General features: G+C 64.3%; 20 protein-coding genes. 3 read left to right on the top strand and 17 right to left on the bottom strand.

The window, feature by feature from the left end; translation table 11 throughout:
* Positions 1-14: 14 nt before the first annotated feature.
* From QQL87_RS24355 to QQL87_RS24305, 11 genes are all read right to left on the bottom strand, one after another.
* Positions 15-668 carry a hypothetical protein gene (locus QQL87_RS24355; RefSeq protein ID WP_284421289.1) on the bottom strand — a complete coding sequence of 218 codons (654 nt, stop codon included), beginning with the start codon at positions 666-668 and terminating at the stop codon, positions 15-17.
* A gap of 8 nt (positions 669-676) precedes the next feature.
* Positions 677-1708, bottom strand: coding sequence for an NAD-dependent epimerase/dehydratase family protein (locus QQL87_RS24350; RefSeq protein ID WP_284421287.1), 1032 nt, complete (start codon positions 1706-1708; stop codon positions 677-679).
* Positions 1705-2763 (bottom strand): Gfo/Idh/MocA family protein, encoded by a 1059-nt coding sequence (locus QQL87_RS24345; RefSeq protein ID WP_284421286.1) that lies wholly within the window; start codon positions 2761-2763, stop codon positions 1705-1707. Before QQL87_RS24345 ends, QQL87_RS24350 begins: the two co-directional genes overlap by 4 nt.
* Positions 2760-4088: a glycosyltransferase gene (locus QQL87_RS24340; RefSeq protein WP_284421285.1), complete on the bottom strand. Its 1329-nt coding sequence runs from the start codon at positions 4086-4088 to the stop codon at positions 2760-2762. The genes QQL87_RS24345 and QQL87_RS24340 overlap by 4 nt, the downstream gene beginning before the upstream one ends.
* Positions 4089-4187: 99 nt before the next feature.
* Complete coding sequence (locus QQL87_RS24335; protein WP_284421284.1) at positions 4188-5687, bottom strand: lipopolysaccharide biosynthesis protein; 1500 nt, start codon at positions 5685-5687, stop codon at positions 4188-4190.
* Between the two features lie 185 nt (positions 5688-5872).
* Complete coding sequence (locus tag QQL87_RS24330; protein ID WP_284421283.1) at positions 5873-7030, bottom strand: glycosyltransferase; 1158 nt, start codon at positions 7028-7030, stop codon at positions 5873-5875.
* Positions 7031-7061: 31 nt separating this feature from the next.
* Positions 7062-8381: a DUF4910 domain-containing protein gene (locus QQL87_RS24325; protein ID WP_284421282.1), complete on the bottom strand. Its 1320-nt coding sequence runs from the start codon at positions 8379-8381 to the stop codon at positions 7062-7064.
* 22 nt (positions 8382-8403) lie between these two features.
* Positions 8404-9372: a phytanoyl-CoA dioxygenase family protein gene (locus QQL87_RS24320; protein WP_284421281.1), complete on the bottom strand. Its 969-nt coding sequence runs from the start codon at positions 9370-9372 to the stop codon at positions 8404-8406.
* Between the two features lie 100 nt (positions 9373-9472).
* Positions 9473-10015: a dTDP-4-dehydrorhamnose 3,5-epimerase family protein gene (locus tag QQL87_RS24315; RefSeq protein WP_284421278.1), complete on the bottom strand. Its 543-nt coding sequence runs from the start codon at positions 10013-10015 to the stop codon at positions 9473-9475.
* Between the two features lie 83 nt (positions 10016-10098).
* Complete coding sequence (locus QQL87_RS24310) at positions 10099-11361, bottom strand: class I SAM-dependent methyltransferase (RefSeq protein ID WP_284421277.1); 1263 nt, start codon at positions 11359-11361, stop codon at positions 10099-10101.
* A gap of 60 nt (positions 11362-11421) precedes the next feature.
* Positions 11422-12459, bottom strand: coding sequence for an NAD-dependent epimerase/dehydratase family protein (locus tag QQL87_RS24305; protein ID WP_284421391.1), 1038 nt, complete (start codon positions 12457-12459; stop codon positions 11422-11424).
* A gap of 320 nt (positions 12460-12779) precedes the next feature.
* Between QQL87_RS24305 and QQL87_RS24300 the strand changes: the two genes are divergently transcribed.
* Positions 12780-13880, top strand: a complete 1101-nt coding sequence (locus QQL87_RS24300) for a hypothetical protein (protein WP_284421276.1) — start codon at positions 12780-12782, stop codon at positions 13878-13880.
* A 199-nt stretch (positions 13881-14079) separates the two neighbouring features.
* Here QQL87_RS24300 and QQL87_RS24295 read toward each other — a convergent pair whose 3' ends face one another.
* Positions 14080-14733, bottom strand: a complete 654-nt coding sequence (locus tag QQL87_RS24295) for a PIG-L deacetylase family protein (protein WP_284421275.1) — start codon at positions 14731-14733, stop codon at positions 14080-14082.
* Positions 14730-15527, bottom strand: coding sequence for a glucose-1-phosphate cytidylyltransferase (locus QQL87_RS24290; protein ID WP_284421274.1), 798 nt, complete (start codon positions 15525-15527; stop codon positions 14730-14732). Before QQL87_RS24290 ends, QQL87_RS24295 begins: the two co-directional genes overlap by 4 nt.
* 520 nt (positions 15528-16047) lie before the next feature.
* Here QQL87_RS24290 and QQL87_RS24285 point away from each other — a divergent pair.
* Complete coding sequence (locus QQL87_RS24285; protein ID WP_284421273.1) at positions 16048-17523, top strand: undecaprenyl-phosphate glucose phosphotransferase; 1476 nt, start codon at positions 16048-16050, stop codon at positions 17521-17523.
* Between the two features lie 208 nt (positions 17524-17731).
* Here the strand turns inward: QQL87_RS24285 and QQL87_RS24280 are convergent, their stop codons facing one another.
* The 3 genes from QQL87_RS24280 to QQL87_RS24270 form a co-directional block, all read right to left on the bottom strand.
* Positions 17732-18115 (bottom strand): H-NS histone family protein, encoded by a 384-nt coding sequence (locus QQL87_RS24280; RefSeq protein WP_284421272.1) that lies wholly within the window; start codon positions 18113-18115, stop codon positions 17732-17734.
* Between the two features lie 850 nt (positions 18116-18965).
* Complete coding sequence (locus QQL87_RS24275; protein WP_284421270.1) at positions 18966-19310, bottom strand: hypothetical protein; 345 nt, start codon at positions 19308-19310, stop codon at positions 18966-18968.
* A 502-nt stretch (positions 19311-19812) separates the two neighbouring features.
* Complete coding sequence (locus QQL87_RS24270; protein WP_284421269.1) at positions 19813-20097, bottom strand: hypothetical protein; 285 nt, start codon at positions 20095-20097, stop codon at positions 19813-19815.
* Positions 20098-20693: 596 nt separating this feature from the next.
* On the opposite strand from QQL87_RS24270, the gene QQL87_RS24265 reads away from it, so the two are divergent.
* Positions 20694-21863 carry a polysaccharide biosynthesis/export family protein gene (locus QQL87_RS24265; RefSeq protein WP_284421268.1) on the top strand — a complete coding sequence of 390 codons (1170 nt, stop codon included), beginning with the start codon at positions 20694-20696 and terminating at the stop codon, positions 21861-21863.
* Between the two features lie 367 nt (positions 21864-22230).
* Here QQL87_RS24265 and QQL87_RS24260 read toward each other — a convergent pair whose 3' ends face one another.
* Positions 22231-22653 (bottom strand): DOPA 4,5-dioxygenase family protein, encoded by a 423-nt coding sequence (locus tag QQL87_RS24260; RefSeq protein ID WP_284421267.1) that lies wholly within the window; start codon positions 22651-22653, stop codon positions 22231-22233.
* Positions 22654-23086: the final 433 nt, after the last annotated feature.

Raw genomic sequence — 23086 nt, 5'->3', positions numbered from 1 at the left:
TGCAATGCGCGAGTTCACAACGAGAGAGGATGCATGACGATGTCGAGGGCGAGCTTCTCGAGCTCGATGATCGCGGTCCGGGTGCCGCGCCGCGTCTGCCACCAGCACTCCGGATCGAAGCCCGAATAGCGTTCGGCCTGCACCGTCACGCGCGCGCCATGCCCCTTCATGTTGCGATCGAGCACGCGCCGTATGCGGCGCGAGTGATCGCTGGCGGCAACGAACACGATCGCGCGGATCGCATGCTGGTCCGACCATGCGGCAAGGACCTCGCCTTCGCCGCGAGAGCCGGCTTCCTCTCTTGGAATCGTCACGACATCGGCGATGCCGAGCGAGCCGAGCTGGCGGATCTGCCGTGCCGCCATGTCGTCGTAGGGAAGACCGCGGCGGATGAATTCGAGATCCTCCCCGCTCGGCGGATCGGTGAACACGGCGACGCGGCGCGCAATGCCGTCATGCACCAGATCCGCTGCTTGCAGTACGCCGGCGCCGCCGGAATCGGTGGCGATGACGATGATGTCGGCGGGCGCGGCCAGCTCGCTGAGCACGAGCGCATGTCCCGCGGCGCGCAGGACCGGCTTGGCGACGGAAGGAGCGGCAGCGACGGCGACCGCGGCCAGGGTCGTCGCGACCAGTGCCAGACCCCATCTCGGCCGTCGCAGAATCATCCCGGCCCTCAAATCGAAGCCGCCGTTCCGGACGACCACGACGCCGGCGCTTCCGTCGGCGCCGTCACCGGTCCATAGGTGCGCGCCAGGCACTGCTGGTAGTCGAGCGGCGGCGTCCAGCCGAGCGTGTCCCGCAGCTTGCGGTTGTCGAAGCGCAGCGGCTTGAGCATCGCATCGAACTTCTTGGGCGTCAGGATCGCCGGCACCTTGGTCGCCCGCCTGAACACGGTGACGAAAGCCAGCCGCACGACGGTGCTGGCGAGCCAGTGCGGAATCGGCAGCCGCCAGCCGCGCGCGCCGGTGCCGCGCATGTAGTCGGACAGATAGGTCCAGACGCATTCACCGGGGCCGTCGACGATGTTCAAGGTCTGGCCGATCGCGCGCGAGTCCGCAGCCGCCAGCGCGAAGACGTCGGCGCAATTCTCGACATGGGTCATCGGAACGCGCGTCAGCGGCCCGATGACCACGTGATGCCGTCCGATCTGCTGTCCCAGCGCCGCGAGATAGCTGTTGCCGCGGCCCCAGATGAAGCCGGGGCGAAGCACCGTGAGATCCCAGCCGTGCTGCTCGACGTAGCGGCGCGTCACCCGCTCCTGCCACCATTTGGCGACGGTGTAGCCGCCGCGGGTGTAGACGTCCGGCGTTTGCTGCAGCGGCGAGGTCTCATCGAGAACACCGCGCGCCGCCGTGTAGTCATAGACCGAGAAGCTGCTGCACAGCACGAGGCGGCGGCAGGCGCTGCCCGACATCGCCTCGAGCAGCCGCTCGGTGCCGGCGACAGTGCCTGCGAATTGCGCGTCCTCGCCTCCTGAGACCACGGCCGCCAGATGGATCAGCACGTCGACTCCTGCGAAGGCGCCCACGAGGTCACGCGAGCTGCGCAGGTCGGCCCTGACGATGTCGACCGACGCCGGCCACCCCAGCGCGTCGACACGCGTGGCGGGACGCACCATGGCGCGAACCTCGATGCCGCGCGCCAGCAGCGCGTTCACCACGTGCCGGCCAAGAAATCCGTTGGCGCCGGTGACGAGGGCCTTCATGCCCGCAGCTCCCTCATCTCGGTTGTTCCCCTCGGCTTCATCGCTTCGACCATCCGGTTGACGGCCAGAACATCGTCTCCCGTGATCGGCAACGAAGCGCCGGCGGAAAGCCCCTGATAGGTCCGGGCCAGGCACTCCCAGAGCCCCTCATAGGCGCCAGGTCCCTTGAACTTGCGCAGCAGCGTCGACAGCGCCGCGCGGCGGATGTCGCGGCCCTCCTCCAGGCCGCTGAAGAATGGACGCAGCGGCTTCGGCACATTGCGCGGGCCGTCGAAGGTGAGCCGCGTCTCGAACAAATTGGCCGTCGCCTGCATCCTCTCGCCATAGACCCGCAGCCAGAACGCATCCGGCTGCGCGCTGGCGCTGAAGCCGAGCGTCGCGGTGCCGCGCTCGGCCTCCACCACGCTGCGAAACTCGTCGAACGGCAGCAGCGACGGCTTGCGCTTGCTCCAGACGGTCTGCGCGCTCCGATGCGGGCCGACGAAGGCATGCGACAGCGAGGCGAGATGCGGCAGGAAGTCGGCGATCGCGCCCCCCGCAAGGTTGAGCGCAGGATGCGGCGAATTCGGATCGGCGAAGCCGTCGGGGCCCAGGATGTCCAGGCAGATCAGCACGTCGACATGGGTGACCGCGCCGAACTCACCGGTCTCGATCCGGCGCAGGATCTCCTGCGGCCCGTGATTGAAGATGTAGTTGTAATCCTCGACGACGTGACGGCCGGCGTCCTTGGCGCGCCGGACCAGGATCTCCAGCTCCTCGAAGGTCGAGGTCGCCGGCTTCTCCACGATCACATGCGCGCCGGCCTCGAGCGCATCCATCGCCAGCCGGAAATGCGAGGTCGGCGGCGTGGTCACGTGCACGACATCCGGCCGGATCGTCTCCAGCATCGCCCGATGATCGGTGAACCAGGCCGGAATGGCAAAGCGCTCCGCAGCCGCTTCAGCAGTGGCCGGCGACAAATCACAGATCGCGGCCAGTCGAACGCCGGGAAGAGTGTTGAGACAGGCCAGATGCTGACGAGCGATCTGTCCGGCCCCGATGAGTGCGGCCTTCATGATGGAGGTGTCTCCAGGATCCTGCGGTAGAAGCCTTCCAGCGCCTGCGCCGCCGCTCTCCAGGCATATTTGTCGACCGCGACCTCGCGCGCCGCGCCACCGATGCGCGCCGCCAGATCCGGCTCGGCAAGCAGACGGCTGACGGCGTCGGCGAAGCCAGCCGGATCGTTCTCGATGAGAATGTCGCGCCCTGCCCTCGCGTCGATCCCTTCCGCGCCGAGGCTGGTCGAAACGATCGCCTTGCCCATCGCCATCGCCTCGACGATCTTGAGCCGGGTGCCGCCGCCGAGGCGCAGCGGCACGACCACCGCCGCCGCCGACGCCAGATGCGGCCGCAGGTCGGGCACGAAGCCGGTCAGCTCGACGCGCGGACCCGCCAATGCCAGCAGCGACGGCGGCGGCCGGCCGCCGATGATCTTGCAGCGCGCGTCGGGATGCCGCGCGGCGATCGCGGGCCAGATGTCCTGGACGAAATGCGTGACCGCATCGATGTTCGGGATGGTCGAGAGCAGTCCGAAATACACCACCGTGCGGCCGTCTGGCGCCGGGTCCGTGCTGCGCGGCTGGTAGAACGCGATATCGGCCGCGTTGGGGATCACCGCCGTGCAGACGTTCGGCAGGTCGTCATGGAGGCGCTTCTCGTCGTCGGTGCTGCAGAGATAGACGCCGTCGGCGCCCGCATAGGCCGCGAGCTCCTCGCGCCGCAGCTTGCGCCAATTGGCCCCGGCATAGAGGCGGCGACCAAGGCTTGCACCGGTCGCTGCGAACTGCCGCGCCAGATCATAGGCGATCTCATGCGAGTCCACGATCAGCCGCGGCGGTTGCTCTCCCGCGGGAGCCTGACGAAACCGGCAGTGGCCGAGATAGGGAAATTCGAGATTGACGATGTCGAACCGCGTTGCGCCCAGCACCCGATCCAGCACGCGCTGCAGCTCCGGCAGCGCCACGCGCAGGCGATCGAAGCTCTGCCCCGACACCAGCGAGCGCAGCTGCAGAAGCCGCTTCGAAAGGCCGTCGCGGCCGTAGGGGTTGCGCACCAGGACCACGTCCCGGCAATAGGCCTGCATCGCCCGGCGGCATTCGTCGAGATCGTAGGCATCGTCGACCAGCGTCACCGCGGTGAGATCATGGCGGCGGGCGAGCTCCATCATCAGCCCATGCATCCGCGCCTGGGCGCCGAAACGCGGCGGGCTCGCCGGCATGTGCGAGACGCTGAGGATGCTGAGACGCCGCGCGTCCACGCCGCCGGCATCGACGGGCCGCGGATTGCCCCGCGCCGGCGGCGCGGGGTCCATGACATCCGGGGCTGAAGGGTCGTGGGCCATGGTCACTTTAAAATAATTAAATCACGGGACGAGTATATATCTCATTTAATAAATGGCGATAGATAATCTTGGCGCGACGCCGGCGTTTGCGGCCGCCGCTCACCGTTTCCTGATGACATCCTGGATGATCGTACCTGCGATCCTGAGCGGCTCATTGTGCCGGAACACGCCGACGACGATCGCGAGGTAGAGCACGCTGCAGAAGCAGCCGGACAGCACCATGCGCAGCAGCGCCGGACAGGCCGTGAGGAGCGTGGACTGCAGCCACCATCCGGCCGCTGCGGCGGCGATCGCCCCGATCGTCTGGGGGCCCGCAGCCCGAGCCACGAGCTCCGCGCCGATGCCGATCGGGCGGCCTGCATAGATCACCGACGGCAGCGCGATCAGCGAATATCCGATGACCACGGCCCAGGCGACGCCGGTCGGTCCAAACGGCAGGCCTGCCAGCACGGCGATGACCTGCACCACGAGCGAAATAATGCCCCAGGTCTGCCAGCGGTCGGCCCGCCCGAGCGACAGATGCAACCAGCCTTGCGAGCCCTCGACGACGTGCGAAATGCCACGCAGCGCGATGATGCTCAGCAATGCGCCCGCGGCCTGCCACTTCTGGCCAAGCAGAACCACGGTCAGGTCCTGGGCGGTGACCGAGAGAATCGCCGCCGCCGGCATCAGGAAGAAGGCCAGGATCGACAGTGCCGCTTCATACTTCTGTCGCAGCGCGACCGGATTGGACTGCAGCTTGCTGAGCGCGGAGCTTCCGACGGCGTGGGTCTGATTGAGCGCCGCATAGACCGAGTTGTCGTACAGGTTCATGGCGTTCTGGTAGTAGCCGACCTGATCGGCGCGGTAGAGCAGGCCGAGCGCGATCCGGTCCACCGCGCGCGACAGCGTGTAGGCGACCGTGAAGCCGACGACGTGAAGGCCGAACTTCACCATGGACTTCACGTCGTCGTCGAACAGCGGAGGACCGGGCCGCCACGGGCAGACCGACCACGCCGCGATCACGACACAGATCGAGCTGACCACGGGGCGAAGCACCAGGGCCCAATAGCCATAGCCCGCGATCGCGGCAGCGATGGCTGCGGCCGTCCCGACGAGCGTCCCGAACAGCTGGATCTGGCCGATGCGGCCGAACTGCATCGTGCGCCGGAGCAACGCCATGTGCTGGTTGGTCAGTCCCGACAGCACGAAGGTGATCGCGACACACAGCGCGATCGGCCCCAGACGCGGATCGCCGTAGATCCAGGCAATCAGCGGGCTGGACGCGGCGACGATCACCGCGATGGCCACGCCGATGCCGGTCGAGACCCAGAACAGGCCGGAGACCTGCGCCGGGGTGACCCTGCTGCGCTGCGCGGTGGCATCGAGCAGGCCGAAATCGATCAGAAGCGGCGCAAAGCTCGTCAGCACGGTGACGATGGCGACAAGTCCGAAATCCTCCGGGGCAAGCAGCCGGGCGAGCACGATGGCCGCGATGATCTGGAGCGCCGCATTGCCATATTGAATGACGATGGAAATGATGCCGCCGCGCAGTGCGCGGCGTCCGAGATCCTTGGATTCCCGATGGTCTTCGAAATAGGCGGCGATGGCTTCCGACATGTCGCGTCAATCACCTGCAGTCGTCGTCGAGGTCAAAATGCGCATGTCTCGTCGCGAGCCGGCCGACTTCGTCAAGGACATGAAACGCATCCGTCAAAAGAAGCCATCGCGAAAATGTCAGCACCGTCCGGAGCAGCGGACGAGCGATGACGCGACTTTGTGGCGGGGACATGAATTAAAACATTCTACTGCGCCAATAATATCGGCGCGCGATTTAATTCATTCCGCCTCGGAGGTTGGCCGCCCGAAATCATCCCGGCCAGCGCCTTCAGACGATCCTTCCGCGCCGACAGCGCCGGCAACGGCTGCAGGCCCGTCGCCGCGAGGATCGTCTCCCACCGATACACCCAGTCATGGCGCAACAGCGTCTGCGTCATCCCGGCCCGCCGCATGCGGTCCTGCCGCTCCGGATCCCGGTCGAGATCCCTGATGACCCGATCGATGTCATCGGAGGTGTGAGGCACGTTGACCATCGCATCCGGCCAATCGAACAGTCTGGGAAACAGCTCGTTGTCGGGACGCTCTCCGAGCATGATGGCGCCAGATGCCGCCCCCTCGAAATACCGGTATCCGAATTCGACCTGACGTCCCGTCTCGGCCGGCTCGTCGAACTTGCCCGGATTGACCAGGAAATACCGGCTGCGCTTGGCGATGTTTGCGACCTGCGTCCGGTGCTCCCCGAGGTCGATGGCCTGGCTGCCGCCGATCGTGTCATGCAGATAGAACAGACCGTCGTCGCGGCTCATCGCGAGCAGCTTCTCATGGATGGTCCGAGACCGCCGCCCCATGCTGTAGACGTCGATGACCCTCTCGGGCGGATCCGGATATGGACTGAACCTGATGGCATCGATGGCGAGCGGCAGATGCACGCAGCGCTGTCCGATCTCCTTGCTGAGCGGCTCCACCGTAGAGATCTGGAACGGCATGACGATGTCGAACTTCGCGAGCACCTTGAGAAAGTGCCGGTGCTTGGCAATCTCCTTCACCCAGAGCTCGTCGAGGAGACAGACCGACAGTCTGGAGGACGCTCTCAGATCCTCGATCGCGTCGAACATGATCAGATCCTGCGGAAAGCCGCAGATCGCGAACAGCACGTCATATTGCTGCCGGGCCGGACGGCGCGGCAGCCCGGGATTGAGCAGCACGGGCGCATGATAGGCGAGCCGCGTGGCGAAGCTCGCCCGCCGGCTCGACGGATCGAGCCGGGGCGCAAGCAATTCGGCGGAATCGACCTCGCAGATGATGTCCTCGAGCTCGACGTGAGGACCGCGGTTGAGAGCTCTTCCGAAAATGTTCCGAAGCGAGAACACCAATATGCGGGGCTTGCCCGGCTGAGAATTCATGACGCCCTACTCTGTTCTCGTGCCACCGACATCACAATGAGGGAGCTCCCGGCCTGATGAGACCTGCCTCCAACGCAAGCCCGGCGGCCGCCTCGATCCGCGCAAACGGCACGTCCGCGCGGATCGCCATGTCCAGCAGGCTATGCTTCCCGTCCGCCAGATTGAGGACCCACAACAGGTCCATCTGCGTGGCGCCACCCGCCTCGCGCTGACCGGCAATCGCCCGATAGAGTCCGCGCCGTCCGAGCTGCGGCTCTCCCCGCCCGTCCAGACGTTCGTAGAGGAGATCACCATCGAGCAGATCGAGCACCTGCTCGATCACCGCGTAGGACTCGTCCAGGCATTCAGGCTTGATGAAATCGAGATTGTCCGCCGAGGTGTGGTATTCCGGAAATGTGCCGTGAACGCCGCGCATCAGACAGCCCACCGGCAGGTCGAAGCCCGGCGAGCAGAATTGCCGCTCGTCATAGCCATAGGGACTGAACGGCAGGCTCTCGTGGCGGTGACCGGAGTGCTTCAGGACATGCATGACGGCGCGGTCGATCGGCGCCCCCTTGCGGCTCTGCTTGTAATGGAAGCCGCTGGAATCGCCGAGACAGGTCAGCACGAGTCCATGCTCCACCCGATCGACGCGGCTTTCGTTGCGATCGAGCCAGGCCAGCGCTCCGATCGTCGCCGGCAGGAACAGGAACCGATAGCCGAGCCGGCGCGTCTGCCGCGCCTGCCGCATCGCCAGCGCTGTCGCGATGGAAATGCCCGACAGATTGTCGTTGGCGAGACTCGGATGGCAGATGTGACAGGTGATCAGGACTTCTTTGTTGGTCCGCCCTGGAACGAACAGCTCACCGTAGGTCAGGGCGCCATGGGACAGTTCACTGTCGATGTCGACGCGGTAGCTGTCGTCGGTCATCTCCTGCCACAACCGATCTGGAAGGCAGAACCCCCAATCATCCGCATAGTAGCCGGTCCGGTACGGTATCAGATCCGGCTGGTCTGGCAGCGTATGGACGTGCCTGGCCAGCTCCGCCCGGCTCAGCACCGCCTGCACCGGCTTGCTGTAGCCCATCACGTGAAGATTGTTGTCGGCAAAATCGACCAGACGCCGACCCGACATGGTCGCGATCGATGCCCGACGGATGTTCCACTCGCTCGGCACGTGCCAATCGAGAACCGGCGTCCCTGTCGGGACCTCATGGATGTCGAGGCCGACATGGCGCGCGACCACCGCGAGCGTCTCGCGGACTCCGTCCCCGGTGAGGCTACGGTTGATTGGAAACAGCTCCGTCGCCAGCGCGTGGAGATCGATTTCCGGGACGCGGGCCCCGCTCGGTGACGTCAACCTGTCCAGCATCCTGCGTGCCCTGCCCCTGCGTTCAGGCCGATGCCCGCGCGGGATCCGCCGCGAGGTCGTCGGTCGTCTGCGGGACGATGGTCGGCTGATAGACCAGATGATCCTGGGGAGCCTCCGCCTGATCGTAAGGCGCGACGACGTCCTCCGGCAGCCGCGCCAGATCCGACACTCGCATGAAGTCGCGCAGGTTGGTGCCCGTGGATTCCGAGTCGACATTGACGGCGCCACTCCTCCCGCTCACGTCGGCGAAATGCACCGTTCTGAAATCGATGCTGAACCGGGTGAGGCCCGACGTGTTCGGCACCGATGAGTGCAGATGCGCCCCCGAGAAGATCGTGACGCCCCCGCTCGGAGCGACGATGCGGATCTGCGGATCCAGTGCGATCTCCTGCTCGGGCTTCGGCTGCACGCGCGTATCGGTCTTGATGTGCTGTGCTGCCGTCGCGCGCGATGTCCGGTTCCACTCGTAGTAGTCATAGGTCCTGGAGCCGTTCTTGATGGCCTCGTCGAAATAGTGCGGATGGAAGGCCAGACCATTGTCCGGCGTGATGTCATAGACCGGAAGCCACCAGTTGAGCTGGCATGGCGGCGCAGAGTACCAGGTATCGCGATGCGGATGAAATGCGAACGCGATGCCGGTCGTCAGATAGTCGTTGCTCGTCGCCGAACGCAACCGCGGCACGTCGAAATAGGTCTGCTCGGGATCGCATCCGAGCTCGCGCAGAACTCCCGTCACCAGCTCCTTCGATCGGGGATGATGAATGAAGAACGGCTTCAGCCTGGCAAGGATCTCGACATAGCGCTCGACCGGAAGCTCGAACTGCGCGGTGCGAGGGTCGTAGGGATGAAACGCCTCCTCGACCAGTTCGCGGGCGAACGCAGCCAGCGCCTTCAGCGATGGCGACGGGGCATACAGAAACAGCGCCCCCTCAAACAGCTTCCGACGCCGATCGTCATCCGGCATCGAGGCATCAACGAAAATGTTCGTCATGACTTGATCCTCCGCGGCAGATTGTCAATCTGTGTGGTCCCCGACGGCCGCTCCCGATCTGGCCGCGGTTGGAGCATGCCCGGCTGGGTTGCGACCTCGCTCACCACAGGCTCCGCTCGGCCAGCAATGGCCAGGCTGCATCCTTCGCCGACAGCACGGTCACCGGCTCCGGCCACTTGATTCCGATCGCCGGGTCGTCATGCCGGAAGCCGTCCGAGAGCTCCTCGGCGTAGTCGATGCCCATCAAATATTCGACGGTCACGTCGTCGCTCAGAGTCTGGAAACCATGGGCGAAGCCGGCGGGAATGTAGAGCATCCGTGCCGTCGTGGGCCCGAGCTCGCAGCCATAGACTTCGCCGCGCGTCGGTGAGTTCGGCCGGATGTCCACGATGACGTCGTGGATCAGCCCGGCGGAGCACCGCACGATCTTGGCATCGGCCTTCGGCGCGCGCTGGAAATGCATACCGCGCACGCTGCCGCGCAGCCGCGTCACCGAGCTGTTGCCCTGAACCGGCTGGAAGTCGATGCCCTGGTCGGCGAATGTCGTCGTGCACCACGTGCGCGTGAAGCTGCCGCGCTCGTCGGCGCGTACGCCGAGCTCGATCAGCCGCGCATCCGACCGTCCCAGCTGGACAAACCTCATGGCAACACTCTTTCGCGCAAAATCCGGCCAGGCATTTTTTGAAGGCCGCCCTGCGCATGCAAGGCGCGCCCTCGGGATGTCGCTCAGTCCTCGATCGTGGCCTTCGGCACCGGCACGATGAAACGACCGCCCCAATCGCGGATCGCGGCGATCTGCGCCTTGATCTCGTTCTTGATGTTCCACGGCAGGATCAGCACGTAATCAGGCTTCGCCTCGAAGATCGCCTCCGGCGGCAGGATCGGAATGCGGACCCCGGGCATGTAGCGGCCCTGCTTGGACGGGGCGCGATCGACCGTGAAATCGAGGAAATCGGTTCGGATGCCGCAATAGTTGAGCAGCGTGACGCCCTTGGCCGGCGCGCCGTAGGCCACGACCTTCTTGTTGGCGCGCTTCAGCCCCGTCAGGAGCTCGAGCAGCGCCCGCTTGGTCTCTTTGACCTGCTCGTTCCAAGCCAAGTAGATCGCGTCCTCGTGCAATCCGTAGGCCCGTTCGCGCGCCAGAACATCGGCCACGTTCGGGCTTTCCGCGTGCGACGCGCCGTCATGGCAGACGAAGAACCTGATCGAGCCGCCATGGGTTTCCGGGAGCTCGACATCAAACACCCGCAGACCCGCCCGGGCGAAGATGCGCAGGCCGGCGATCAACGACAGGTACGAGAAGTGCTCGTGATAGATCGTATCGAACTGGTGGCGCTGCATCAGCGTCAGCAGGTGCTGGACCTCGAAGGTTGCGACGCCCTGCGGGGCGAGCAGGATTTTGACGCCGCCGACGAAATCGTTGATGTCAGGAACATGGGCGAGCACGTTGTTCGCGGTGACGAGATCGGCCGACCAGCCCTCCTCGCGGAGAATGGTCGCATAGTCGCGGCCGAAGAACTCGACCCGGGTCTCGATGCTCTTGGCGCGCGCGGCCAGCGCGACGCTCTCACAAGGCTCGACGCCGAGGCAGCTGATCCCCTTCTGCACCGAATATTGCAGCAGGTAGCCGTCATTCGATGCAATCTCGACATGGCGCGACGACGGGCCGAGCTTGAAGCGCGCCGCCATGGCGTCGACATAGGTCCGCGCGTGCTCGAGCCACGAGGTCGAGTGCGAGGAGAAGTAGGCATAATCCGCGCGAAAGATCTCGGACGCGGCCAGCAGGTCGCGCGTCTGCGCCAGACGGCACTCGCGGCAGACGAACGTCTCCAGCGGATAGAACGGCTCGGCCCGCATGTAGTTGGCCGGATCCACATAGTCGTTTGCGACCGGTGAAGCGCCGAGATCGATCAGCTTCAGGGTCAGATCATCGCCGCAATGCCGGCATTTGGGGGCGACACCTACGGCGGTGGGAAGGCTCAGTTCCATGGTTTCTCCGTCACTGTCCTGTCTGGCGAAGCGAAGGCCCGTCGAGCGGGCCGAGCGACGTCAAGTCCATTGCAGCCTGTCGTTGATCCTGGCGGTGTCCATATGGTCCTGCAGGACCTTGAGACGGATCAGATCCGACGAACGAAACTCTGCATCCTTGAAGTTCATTCGCGTGAGACCCTCGACCAGGTTCGTGATCGATTGCTGCAGGGTCACCTGCGGCTGGTGATCGGGCGCGAGTGACCGGTACAGGCCGAAATCCACCTTGTAGGAGCGGCTGTCCACCGGCGCCGACGTATTGATGGACACGGCGGTCCCCGGCACTCTGGCAGCCACGGCGTTGGCGAGATCCCTGACCTGGTAGTTGCGATCGTCGGAGCCGGCGTTGACGGTGAGGAAGCGGCCGCCGGAGGCCGCGGGCCGGTCGACCGCCCAGTCGATCGCACGCGCCATGTCGGCGACGTCGATCAGAGGGCGCCACGGCGTGCCGTCGGAGAGGACGCTGATCTGCCGGCGCGTGAGCGCGCAGGCCACGAAATCATTGAGCACCAGATCGAGCCTGAGCCGGTCCGACATGCCGCACGCCGTCGCGAAGCGCAGGCAGGTGATGGTCATGCCGGTGTCGATCGCGGCGAGCTCCTGTTCCGATCCGATCTTGGACTTGGCGTAGGCCGTGATCGGGTTGAGAGGATCGCTCTCCTTGCGCGGCGGCCCGTCGGCGATGCCGTAGACGCTGCAGCTGGACGCGAAGACGAAGTTCTTCACCCCGGCCGCCGCAGCCGCCTTGGCGAGCGACACGGTGGTGTTCTGGTTGATGTCGAGCGTCACGTCCTGGAAGCGGTTGCCCATCGGATCGTTCGAGATCGCAGCGAGCTGGACCACGGCATCATATCCGCGCAGATCCACCGACAGGTCACGGACGTCGCCGTGGATCTGCTCGTCGAGATACCGCTCGGGAAGAACCGGCGCCCCGGTCAGGCAGTGCGCAAAATAGGCATTGTCGAAGCCGTGCAGCGTCGCATCCGGCCGCTGCGCCCGCAGATGCCTTGCAACCGCGGGACCGACATAGCCCATGTTTCCGGTGATCAGAACCTTCAAAATCGCCACCCCTAGGTCACCAAACAAAACACGATTTAAATTACCTGCGGCGGATTATAATTTATAATAGCACGCCTCGTCCAGTAAATCTGTCGCCCACGGATCGCCGCGGTTCAAAATAGCCGGAAGGGCGGAATTCCGGCCCGGCGGGCATCAATATCCGGCGTTTTGAGCCAAACATCGCCGGAGGCGCCACCAAGTACCGCCCATTTAATATATTCGATCAAATTAAATAATTCGCCATGAATCGGACAAATCGGAACCGCAAATCTCGGCAGCTTTAATTCGAACGCATTCGTTGAAGATTTGAGAGACAAAGCATGACGCTATCCGCCGGCGACTGGGTTGAGGTTCGCAGCAAGGAAGAGATCCTCGCCACGCTCGACGCGAACGGACGCCTCGAAGGGCTGCCGTTCATGCCGCAGATGTTCAAATGGTGCGGCCAGCGCTTCCAGGTCCACAAGCGCGCTCACAAGACCTGTGACACGGTGACCGGATACAACACCGGTGAATGGCTGGGACGTCGCCTGCCCAACGCGGTGCATCTCGATCTGCGCTGCGACGGCGAGGCCTATGGCGGGTGCCAGGCCGCCTGCCTGATCTTCTGGAAGGACGCCTGGCTGTCGCCGGTCGATCCGGCCCAGGCCGCGACGGCCGATCGCGACCACGCGGCGGCGCGTCAGGCGTCCGGCGGCTGTACGGCGCGCGCGGTGTGGGACGCGACCAAGTCGCCCGACCAGGCCGTTGGAAAGGGGCCGCGCTACAGCTGTCAGGCGACCGAGCTGCCGAGCTACACCCAGCCGCTCAAATGGTGGGACGCGCGGCAATATGCCGAGGACATCGCGTCCGGCAACGTCTCCGTGGGCAAGATGTTTCGCGGCTTCCTGTACTTCGCCTATGTCGGCACGACGATGGCGCGCCGACCGCGATTGGGTCGCCCTGCGCGCTGGATCTACGATCGCGTGCAGTCGCTGTGGGGTGGCGTGCCATTTCCGCGGCGGCGCGGTGATCTCGCGACCGACAAGGATGCGCCGATCGCCGATCTCGGGCTGCAGCCGGGTGACCTCGTCCGCGTCAGGCCGCACAAGGAGATCCTCGCGACCATCGACAAGCAGACCAACAACCGCGGCATGGGCTTCGATGCCGAGATGGTGCCCTATTGCGGCAAAGTATTCCGCGTTCGCACCCGCGTGGAAAAATTCATCGACGAGCGGACCGGCTACATCCGGCGGATGAAGACGCCCGCGGTCATCCTCGACGGGGTGTACTGCCAGTCGCGCTACAGCGAGAACCGGCTGTTCTGTCCGCGCGGCATCTTTGCGTGGTGGCGCGAAGTCTGGCTTGAGAAGGTGCCGGCCGCCGCGATCGAGCGCCCCGTGGCCGAGGACACCGTCGAGCTTCCCAGGCGCGCGACCGGCTGACCGCCGCGCGCCACCCGGATCACATCGGATGCGAAAGGCCGGCTGAAGGGCCGCGCACGCGGCCGAGCCCGGATTCACGTCGAAGCGTCGGCTTGAACGCAGCCGCACGCCCGCAGGCATCGATTGCCGGCAAAGCGCCGCGATCGTCTACGCGCGGCGCCTGAGGATTGCGGCGACAGCCAGCGGCTTCATCCGCCGGTCACCCCAGCGACAGCTTGCGCACGACGAATGCCTCGGCATAGCGCTCCGGAGCACGGCATTCCATGCCGCGCAGCCGGGCCAGGCCTAGGAACGTCTCGGGGTCGAACCACTGCTTGGAGCGCTGGCTGCCGAAATGCGACATCAGCAGCGCGACCTTGCGCTTCATGACGAATTCGGAGACCGGCATGTAGACGTTGGGCCGTCCGAGATCGCCGTCCCATTTCGGAATCTCATATTCGAGCACGAGATGGTCGCGAAACGTGTTCCAGACCAGCCGGTTGACCTGGCGATGGTCCTGATGCGCGTCGTCGCGGCGGTGGGCGAGGATCACATCAGGATTGATCCTGCTCTTCAGAGACTCGAACCAGGCCTTGATCTCCTCGCCCTGCTCAGGGAAGAAGCCGTCCCGGAAGTTCAGGATTTCGAGGTTGCGGCCGGCGGCTTCGGCGAGAAAGTCGTTGGCCGACGCTGTCGCCTCGACGCCGCGCTCGCCATTGCCGCTCAGCACGCACCAATGAACGTCCAGGCGGACGCCCTGGTCGAGCAAGGTCAGAAGCGTGCCTCCCGCGCCGATCTCGATGTCGTCCGAGTGCGCCCCGAGACACAGGACCGACAGCCGGTCACCCCGACCGGCGAGCTGGAGGGCCCTCATCCGTTCACCACCGCAGGCAGATTGGCGCCGAGATGCCAGGGCGTATCACCGCGCTCGATCATCTCCTCGAGCACCTGGCGGTCGCGGAGCGTGTCCATCGCCCGCCAGAATCCTTCGTAGCGGTAGGCCATCAGCTCGCCGCGGTCGATCAGCCGCTTGAACGGCTGCACCACGAGCTCGTCGCCCTCCTCGATGTAGTCGAAGATCTCCTTGCGGAAGATGAAGTAGCCGCCATTGATCCAGATGTCGGAATCATTGCTGGCTGCCATGCGCCCCACCGTGCCGTTTGCGTCGAACTCGGCGAGGTGGAAGCTGATCGGCGGATGGATGGCAATGAAGCAGCCGATCTTTCCGCTGCGCTTGAAGCGGTCGATCATCTCCGGCAGCGGCGCATCGGTCAGGCCGTCGCTGTAATTGGCGAGAAAGATCTCTTCGTCCTGCACCATGTGCCGGACGGCCCGCAGGCGCTGGCCGATGTTGCGCCAGATCCCGGTATCGACGAGGGAAACCCGCCAGTCGGCCGGGCGCTCGCCCAGCAACTCGACCTTCTTGCCGAATTGCGAGATCGTGCAGTCGGTGGTCGCAGCCTGATTGTAGTTCAGGAAATAGTCCTTCACCACGTTGGCCTTGTAGCCGAGGCACAGCACGAAGTCGCGATGCCCATACTGGCTGTAATACTGCATCACGTGCCAGAGGATCGGCTGATGGCCGATCGGGATCATCGGCTTCGGGACGCTCTCGGAATATTCCCTGATCCGGGTGCCAAGTCCTCCACAGAACAACACGACCTTCATGGCTCGACGTCCTTCGGATTCATCATCTTGCAAATGAACATTCAATAACCTCCAGCCCCACGGCCGGCCTCGACGACGGCGCGGAGTCCGGTTCGGGGCAGGCCCGCCCGGATGGCGCAGAGAAAAGCTCTCCGTCGTCCGGCAGGCAGTGCGCAGGCCACGTCGCGAAAGCGCGGCTCGCCTCCCAATTAATAGGCTTATTTAATTTTATTTTAAACAGCATTTTTTGTGCCGGAGATTGAAATATCCGCTCCGACGACATTAATCCGCCACACCGACGGTCTGACGACGAGCCGGTCGCGCCGCTCCGCTGCTGCTCTGACGCCCATAAATGAAGGCGTTTACGTCCGTTCGTTCGGCGCCGCGAAGCGCCTCTCGCCGACGACGTCGCAGTGCGGTATTTCGAGACCGCCGCGCGGCAAAAATAAAACGGACACCGATTTTATTTGTCTAAATTAAATATTTGTCTATATAAACGCTGCAGGCGGCTATTTAACCGAGTTTCGAACCCCGACATCCCATGCATTACGTGGATCAGCCCGAGACTCTCGATCGAAACGGCATGCCGGCGGCCCTGTTGGCGGATCGGCAACCCCAGGGCCGTAAATGGCCTGTCCACTACGCCGCGGTGGAGCCGTTCGCGATCGCGGCCGACATCGCGACGATCGCCACATCCAGCGTGCTGTCCGGCTTTCTCTATCACCTGCAGGACCCGTCCAGCGCCAACGACGTCAGCAAGTCGGTCGGGCTTGCCATCCTGGTCTCAGCCCTGTTCGTGTCGCTGATGAAGATCCGCGGCATGTATCGGCCGGCCGAGCTCCTGATCCTGCCGCGCCAGATCCGCGCGACCTGCCTGACCTGGATCACCGCTTTCCTCGTGCTGGCCGGCGCGCTGTTTGCGCTGAAGATCGGCAGCGAGTTTTCGCGCGGCACCAGCGTCGTCTTCGCGACCCTCGGGCTGACGGCGCTGATCGTGAACCGCCGGATCACGGACTATCTGCTGGCGAAAGGTCTTGCGGAGAAGCGGTTCTCGGGCAGGAACATCGTTCTGATCACCGACGACGCCAGCAAGGACAATGCGGGCCTGACCCAGGCGCTCATGGATACCGGCTTCCGCGTCAAGCGGCACTTCCTGCTTCCTGACTCATGCTCCGATGTGGAGCAGCGGCAGCGCGTCGTCGCGAGCGTGATCGATTATGTTCGCGGCTCCGACATCGAGGAGATCGTGGTCGGCGCCAGCCCCGACCCGTGGTCCGAGCTGCGAACGCTGGGCGCCGAGTTGAGAGTTCTACCGTTTCCCGTGAGCTTCGTCCCCGTCGGCGCGGCTGCAGAGCTGTTCAGGCGCCCGCGCCACGACCTCGGCAGCGCCGTATGCGTCGAGCTGCATCGCGGGCTGATGAGTCCGCTCGAACACGCCACGAAGCGACTCATGGACCTTGCGCTGGCGGGAGCAGCGCTGCTGCTGCTGTCGCCGCTGCTGCTGCTGGTCGCGATCGCCATCAAGCTCGACTCGGCAGGACCAGTGCTGTTCCGCCAGCAGCGCTGCGGCTTCAACGGGCGCGCCTTCCAGATCTACAAGTTCCGCACGATGTCAGTGCTCGAGGACGGCCCCTCCGTCGTCCAGGCCAGGATCGGGGACAGCCGGTTCACGCGCCTCGGCGCATGGCTGCGCCGCACCAGCATCGATGAGCTGCCGCAGCTGCTCAATGTCTTGAACGGCAGCATGTCCCTGGTGGGCCCCCGCCCCCACGCCTTGGCCCATGACAACGAGTTCGACAAGCTGGTGCGCAACTACGCGTTCCGTCGCCGCGTCAAGCCTGGACTGACCGGGTGGGCGCAGGTGCATGGCTGCCGCGGGCCGACGCCGACGCGGGCGTCGATCGAAGAGCGTGTCGAATTCGACCTCTGGTACATCGACAATTGGAGCCTGTCGCTGGATATCGCGATCCTTCTCAGGACCCCGATCGAGCTGATCCGCGGCAACAATGCCTATTAGCGCGGTTGAGGACGGGGCAACTCACTGCCGATGCGGGCACTGAGCACCGCGGGCGATCATCAACTGAGGCCATCGCCGGCGCTGTGGCGACCTGGCGGCGAAGCCCGCGCTCCGGGGTCCGAGAGGGCAATCCGGTCACGCGTCGCGGGGTGTCCTGGAGGCACGGCGCTGCCGCTCATGAGCGGCGCATGAACCGGACCAAAATCGATCAGGCGCGCTGACGGCGGCCTTTGGGAGCACCGGTGGCGTTGATCGCGAATTCCTCGATCCGACGTCCCGTTTTAATCGCGGCGACTAGCCAGCGCGGCTGCTTGCCGCGCCCGGACCAGGTCTCCGAAGTCTGCGGGTTGCGATATTTCGGCAGCACACGCGGATATTTGCGGCGCGCCTTTCCTGTTGCGCTGTAGGACTGCGCGCCCTCGTTGTTCGTTCCCTCGATCGCGCCGCGGCTGCGGTTGAGAACCGCCAGACGACGTTCGAGCTCGCGCTTCTCAGACGTGATCCTCACAGCCAGAATCTGACTGATCTGCTCATGCAGAGACCAGAGGTCATCGAACGACATCGCGTCTAAATCGATCTTCTTGCTGGACATGCAGCAGCCTTTGTCTGTGTTCTCTATCCTGCCGAATTAATGTCATATAATTCGGTATTTCGATCCGCAAGTGGTTCTCTGTCGGAAAACCGGAATATTTGATTTATACCCACGCCACCAATGTATTTGGTTGTAACTCAAACAAATATCAACCTTCAACCCTATTCCGGTAAATTGTGTTGCCCGCTCTTGCACGCCATGACCACGGCTGCGCCCCTGGCATTAAAAGACTTCAAATCGACGCGATCTGCAACAGATCATCGCATTTTATGGCGGAAACGCGCCGAAATCACGCGATTAAACTGGCGCAAACAGGCATATTCCGGCTGCCAGCCCTCTCCATCTGAGAACTCCTGGCAGCACGGGCGGCGACAGGCACAACCTATTCGGGCGATAAAGCCGCTAACCCGGATCGGGATATTTTGCATCCGCACAAAATGTCGGGAGCGGGTTTAATTACGCACGAAACCGGGAATATGACACAATGCGGCCCGCGTCCATCGGCTCGACCGCAGAATGGGCCCGTTCGAGCACATCCGGGACCCGCCTGCCGGCGCGACGAGGAGCAGATCTCCGTTCGCGGTGATGGTTCGTGCAGGGAGGCGGGCCGACCGAAGATCCGGCGGCGTATTTCCGGCAGGGCCTATTTCCGGCAATAGGAAAAATTGCGAGGCCACCGGTCGCACCGGCGTCAACGCGCCGGATCAGCGAGACCGACGAAGCCGGGCCCGATCGGGCGCCGAACGGCCGTGGAGGCGTCCCCGATCAAAGGCAACGTGACCGCGCCAGCTGGCCGGAAGCGCTGGCTTCCGGGACGACAGAGCAACAAGGGCTTTCATGTACGCCGTGCCTACCGCTGCTGCTTGGTGCGGCCGGGCGCCGTACGATGCGGCACGATCAGATGAGCGGTGCCGCGGTGACGCCTGTTTGCCATCGGACGACGGCTGGGAGCGCCGGAATGCTCGACACGCTTGTCGAGACTGCTGGTGATCGAACGGATTTCATCGAGAAGGACGTCGTAGAGTTCGATTTGCGACATCAGGGCAGCCGGCGTCGAATGATCCGCCGGCGGCTGCTTCAAGCGCAATCTGGCGCTCCGGATCTTGCTCAATGATTTCTGGACGGAATTCGGGGCGCGGCCGCGGCCGACGTCCAACTCATCTTCACTCAACGCTGTACCAAGCTCGTCGCACAAGGACGGACCCCACTCGTTGGCGAGATTTGAGGGATTTTTCTCGAGCGCCCGCGAACTGCCATCGCGACAACGTTCGGATCCGGTGACCGGGATTAAATTAACAACTCGCGACAAGTTAATTTACCATCTGCAAGACAACACATTAAATACGTCCGGCGCAGGAAGCGGCTTGGCGCAATCTGTCGCCGCACACCCGAAAGGACTTATTAACCACCCTTGGTCGGCGACAAATGAAGCTTTAGTTTGTTCACTCAGCGCCTTTTCATGGCAGGCGTTGTCCGGGGCACACGAATAAAATATTTAATTTTAGATTGCATAAAACAGCCTATGCAACCGCGGTATTTTACGACGTTTATGTTTGAAGTCCGCCCCAGGCCCTCGTTCGAAGGGTTCCCCACGGACGCGCGGCGCCCCTGCCCCAGTGCAATCCGGGTCACAGCAGAAACAGGCGTAAGCGGGCTCGCCGCGGAGCCCGAACCACGAGGCCTCGCGAGACGCCGGCTTACCAGATCATCGCCCGCTCCGGCGCCCCGCAGACTATGACGCGCCGATACCGCACCCCGTGGGGCGTCTCCACGGCGGCCCGCCGGATGCATCCTGGATAGATCGCAAGATTGTAATGAAACGGAGTGGCCTCGAACGCGCCGTGGAGCCGGCACAGGCGGCTGAGATCAGGGCCGCACTCGGTAAGCGGATAGAGCCCGCGGGCCGACGCCGGGCCGGACAGACCCGCCAGGGCCGCGATGAGCGCAGCAGCTGCGATCCTGATGACGTTCGACAACGGCATGCTCCCCACAAGATGGCCCAGGTCAGGCTGGCAGCATAGACTTGAATGACGGCCGCGGACAACCGACGGGTCCGGTCGGGCCGTGCCCAGCGGATCCGCAACCGCCGCCCCCTCGTTTTTTGGGCCGTTTCGACAACGACCGGCGCGCGCGACTCGGATAACCGTTGCTCAATGGCTTTCTGTCTAGAATTTTACGGATTTCACGAGGTCGGAGGACGTTTGCCGCCTTGTGGGCTTGGCGGACGCAGAGGCTCAGGGGCGACGAGAGCTGCGAGCGGTAAGTCGGTGAGGCCCGACTGTGACCGAATTAGCACGGCGCGGCAAAAGCCGGCCCGGCTGAATGGTGATGCGCTTTCGCCTGGTGTGGGCGCCGGTTAGGTTGGGAACCAAGTGGGGCGATCTCCCTCCTTGGCGGAGGGAGTGGCGTGGGGAAACGTATTTTATTGTTGTATCTGAGGATGCGTCCGAAGGCCTTGATCAATCCGCCCGGGTCGCACGGTGCGACTGGCGGAACAAGATCTCCGATCCGCAGCGCAGCGGGCCTCAGCGGGCTCTGCAGCGTCTGGCGCGGCTCGCGTGCCCTCGTCGCTGTCGCATTGCTGGCGCTCCTCCCGGCGTGCTCCTGGCTTCCTGGAACGGGTCCGACCAGCGACGCAGTCAGCGACAACGCCACGGCCAGCGTCCGCTCGAGCACTGCCCTTCCCTATGCCCTGGTCGATGTCAGCCCGGAGACGATCGGCTTCCTGTCGCAACCCAATCTCGTGACGTTCCAGGGCGTGTTTCCCGACAAGCGGCCCAAGCCGGTTCAGGTCGCCGGCATCGGTGACGTCCTGAACGTGTCGATCTTCGAGGCGGCGCCGGGCGGCTTGTTCACGCCTCCGACGGCTGCCGGCGCCCGTCCGGGCAATTTTGTCGATCTGCCGGCGCAGGCCGTCGACCAGCAGGGCAACATCCGCGTTCCCTATGCTGGCGAGATCGCAGCCGCCGGCCGGACTCTTCCCCAGATCGAGCAGGATATCGTCTTCCGACTGCAGAAGCGCGCGCTCGAGCCGCAGGTCGTGGTCAGCCTCAACCAGCAGCATTCCGCCGTGGTGAGCGTGCTCGGCGACGTCAACACGCCGGGCGTGCTGGCCCTCAACTCTGTCGGCGAGCGGCTGCTGGCGGTGATCGCGCGGGGCGGCGGCCCGAAGCACGAGGCGATCGAAAGCTATGTGACGCTGCAGCGGGACGGCAAGCGCGTGCGCGTGCTGCTCGCCCGCGTGGTGCAGGACCCGCGCGAGAACATCTTCATCCGGCCGAACGACGTGATCTATATCACGCGGGAGTCGCCGACCTTCACCGCGCTCGGTGCGCTCAACCAGAACGTCTTCGGCTTCAACTCGGAGATCTCATTCGACACCGAGACCCTGACGCTGGCTCAGGCGATCGGCAAAGCGGGCGGCTTGAACGATCAGCAATCGGATCCGGCCGAGGTCTTCCTGTACCGCTATGAGGAGCGCCCGCTGCTGCAGAAGCTCGGTATCGACACCAGCCGGTTCGTCTACGAACGCATTCCGACCATCTACCACGTCAATTTGCGTGATCCCTCGGGGATGCTGCTCGCCTCGGGCTTCCAGATGCGCAGCAAGGACGTGATGTACGTCGCCAACGCCAAGGTCGTCGACTACTACAAGCTTTTGACCCTGATCAACAACACCGCGGCAACGACATCGAGCACCGCGGGAGCGGTGACCAACGTCAACACTGCCGTGAAGACCAAGTGGTGACGGCCCACAGCTGAAATCGTTCGGCCCGGCGCTTTGACGGCGCGGGCCGACCGCAGTCTGGCAAATCTGTCGGACATCACGAATGTCCGGAAGGCGGCAGACCCGCGGATGCAGTCACCACGCACGGTCCGTCGTAATCCTGGCCGTAGCCAGCCTGGTCGCCTGCGCCGTGTCGAAGGGCGCACGTCATGCCCTGCCCGGCAGCCGCGCGTTGGCGCCGCGCCGGCTCAGCACGAGCAGTTTCAAGATCCAAAGCGCAGAGCTCAGTCCGAGCGTCGTCGATCTCGAACGGATTCCGTCACCGGCGGATCGCCTGGCCGCCGCGACCGTGAGCGCCACGCCGGATCTCATGGCGGTCGGCAGCGAGTCAGGCGGGCACGGTCGGCGTCGTATTTGGCGCCAGCGGTAGCTCGGCCTCGGCGGTGTCAGGCAATGTCTCGCCGCGAATGCCGAGCTGCGGTCCGATCCACAACGCGTGCGCCGTATGGTCTGCCAGCGGCTGCGTCGTGTTCGGATGCACCAGCACGCTGAGCCGGCCGTGATTGAGCATCAGCCACGGCACCAGCGCCGGAAACACCTCGACCGCGAAGGCGACCTGATACATCGAGCGCTCATGCGGCCCGACCAGCGCGTCGTGCCAGCGGCCGAGGGTCACCACGAATCGCTCGCCGATCCATGTGCGCAGCTGCTCGGCTTCGATGCGGGTCTCCTGGTCATAATAGACGTGGGCGTGAAAGCTCGCGATCGCGCCGAGGCGATGCGGCTCCGATGTCGTTGCGGGCTCTCCCATGCTTCCACCTCTTCTCGCAATTCGCGGCGGTAACGGATTCCTCTCCGCCGCCCGGCTTTTTATCGAGCATAGCACCGCAAGGCCGGAGATGTCGCGGAGCTCCCTGGTCGCGGACGAGGTCCGGCAGCTCGGCACGCGTCGAGCGGCGTGGAAGCAGCACACCATCAGAGCGTGATAGGAGAGAGCAAGGAGCGACAGATGATCTGCCTGCCTGGACGATCGCAGAATGTCTGGGCTTAACGCGGCTGTGATCATGCCGACCGTTCACGGGGCGTAGGCGCGAGACCGTGAGATCTCTGGCTACCTGGGCGATCGACATCGCGAGACGTGAGACGGCGTCGGAAAAAATGCGGGCGAACGAACGCAGGAGTACAAACGACAACGCCGCGCTGAGGTTTCAGCGCGGCGTTGTTGTTTTGGGATGTGAAGAGGG

This window comes from Bradyrhizobium sp. SSBR45G, assembly GCF_030159255.1.
In the GTDB taxonomy this organism is placed as follows: Bacteria; Pseudomonadota; Alphaproteobacteria; order Rhizobiales; family Xanthobacteraceae; genus Bradyrhizobium.
This window is presented reverse-complemented; position numbering and strand designations above follow the sequence as displayed.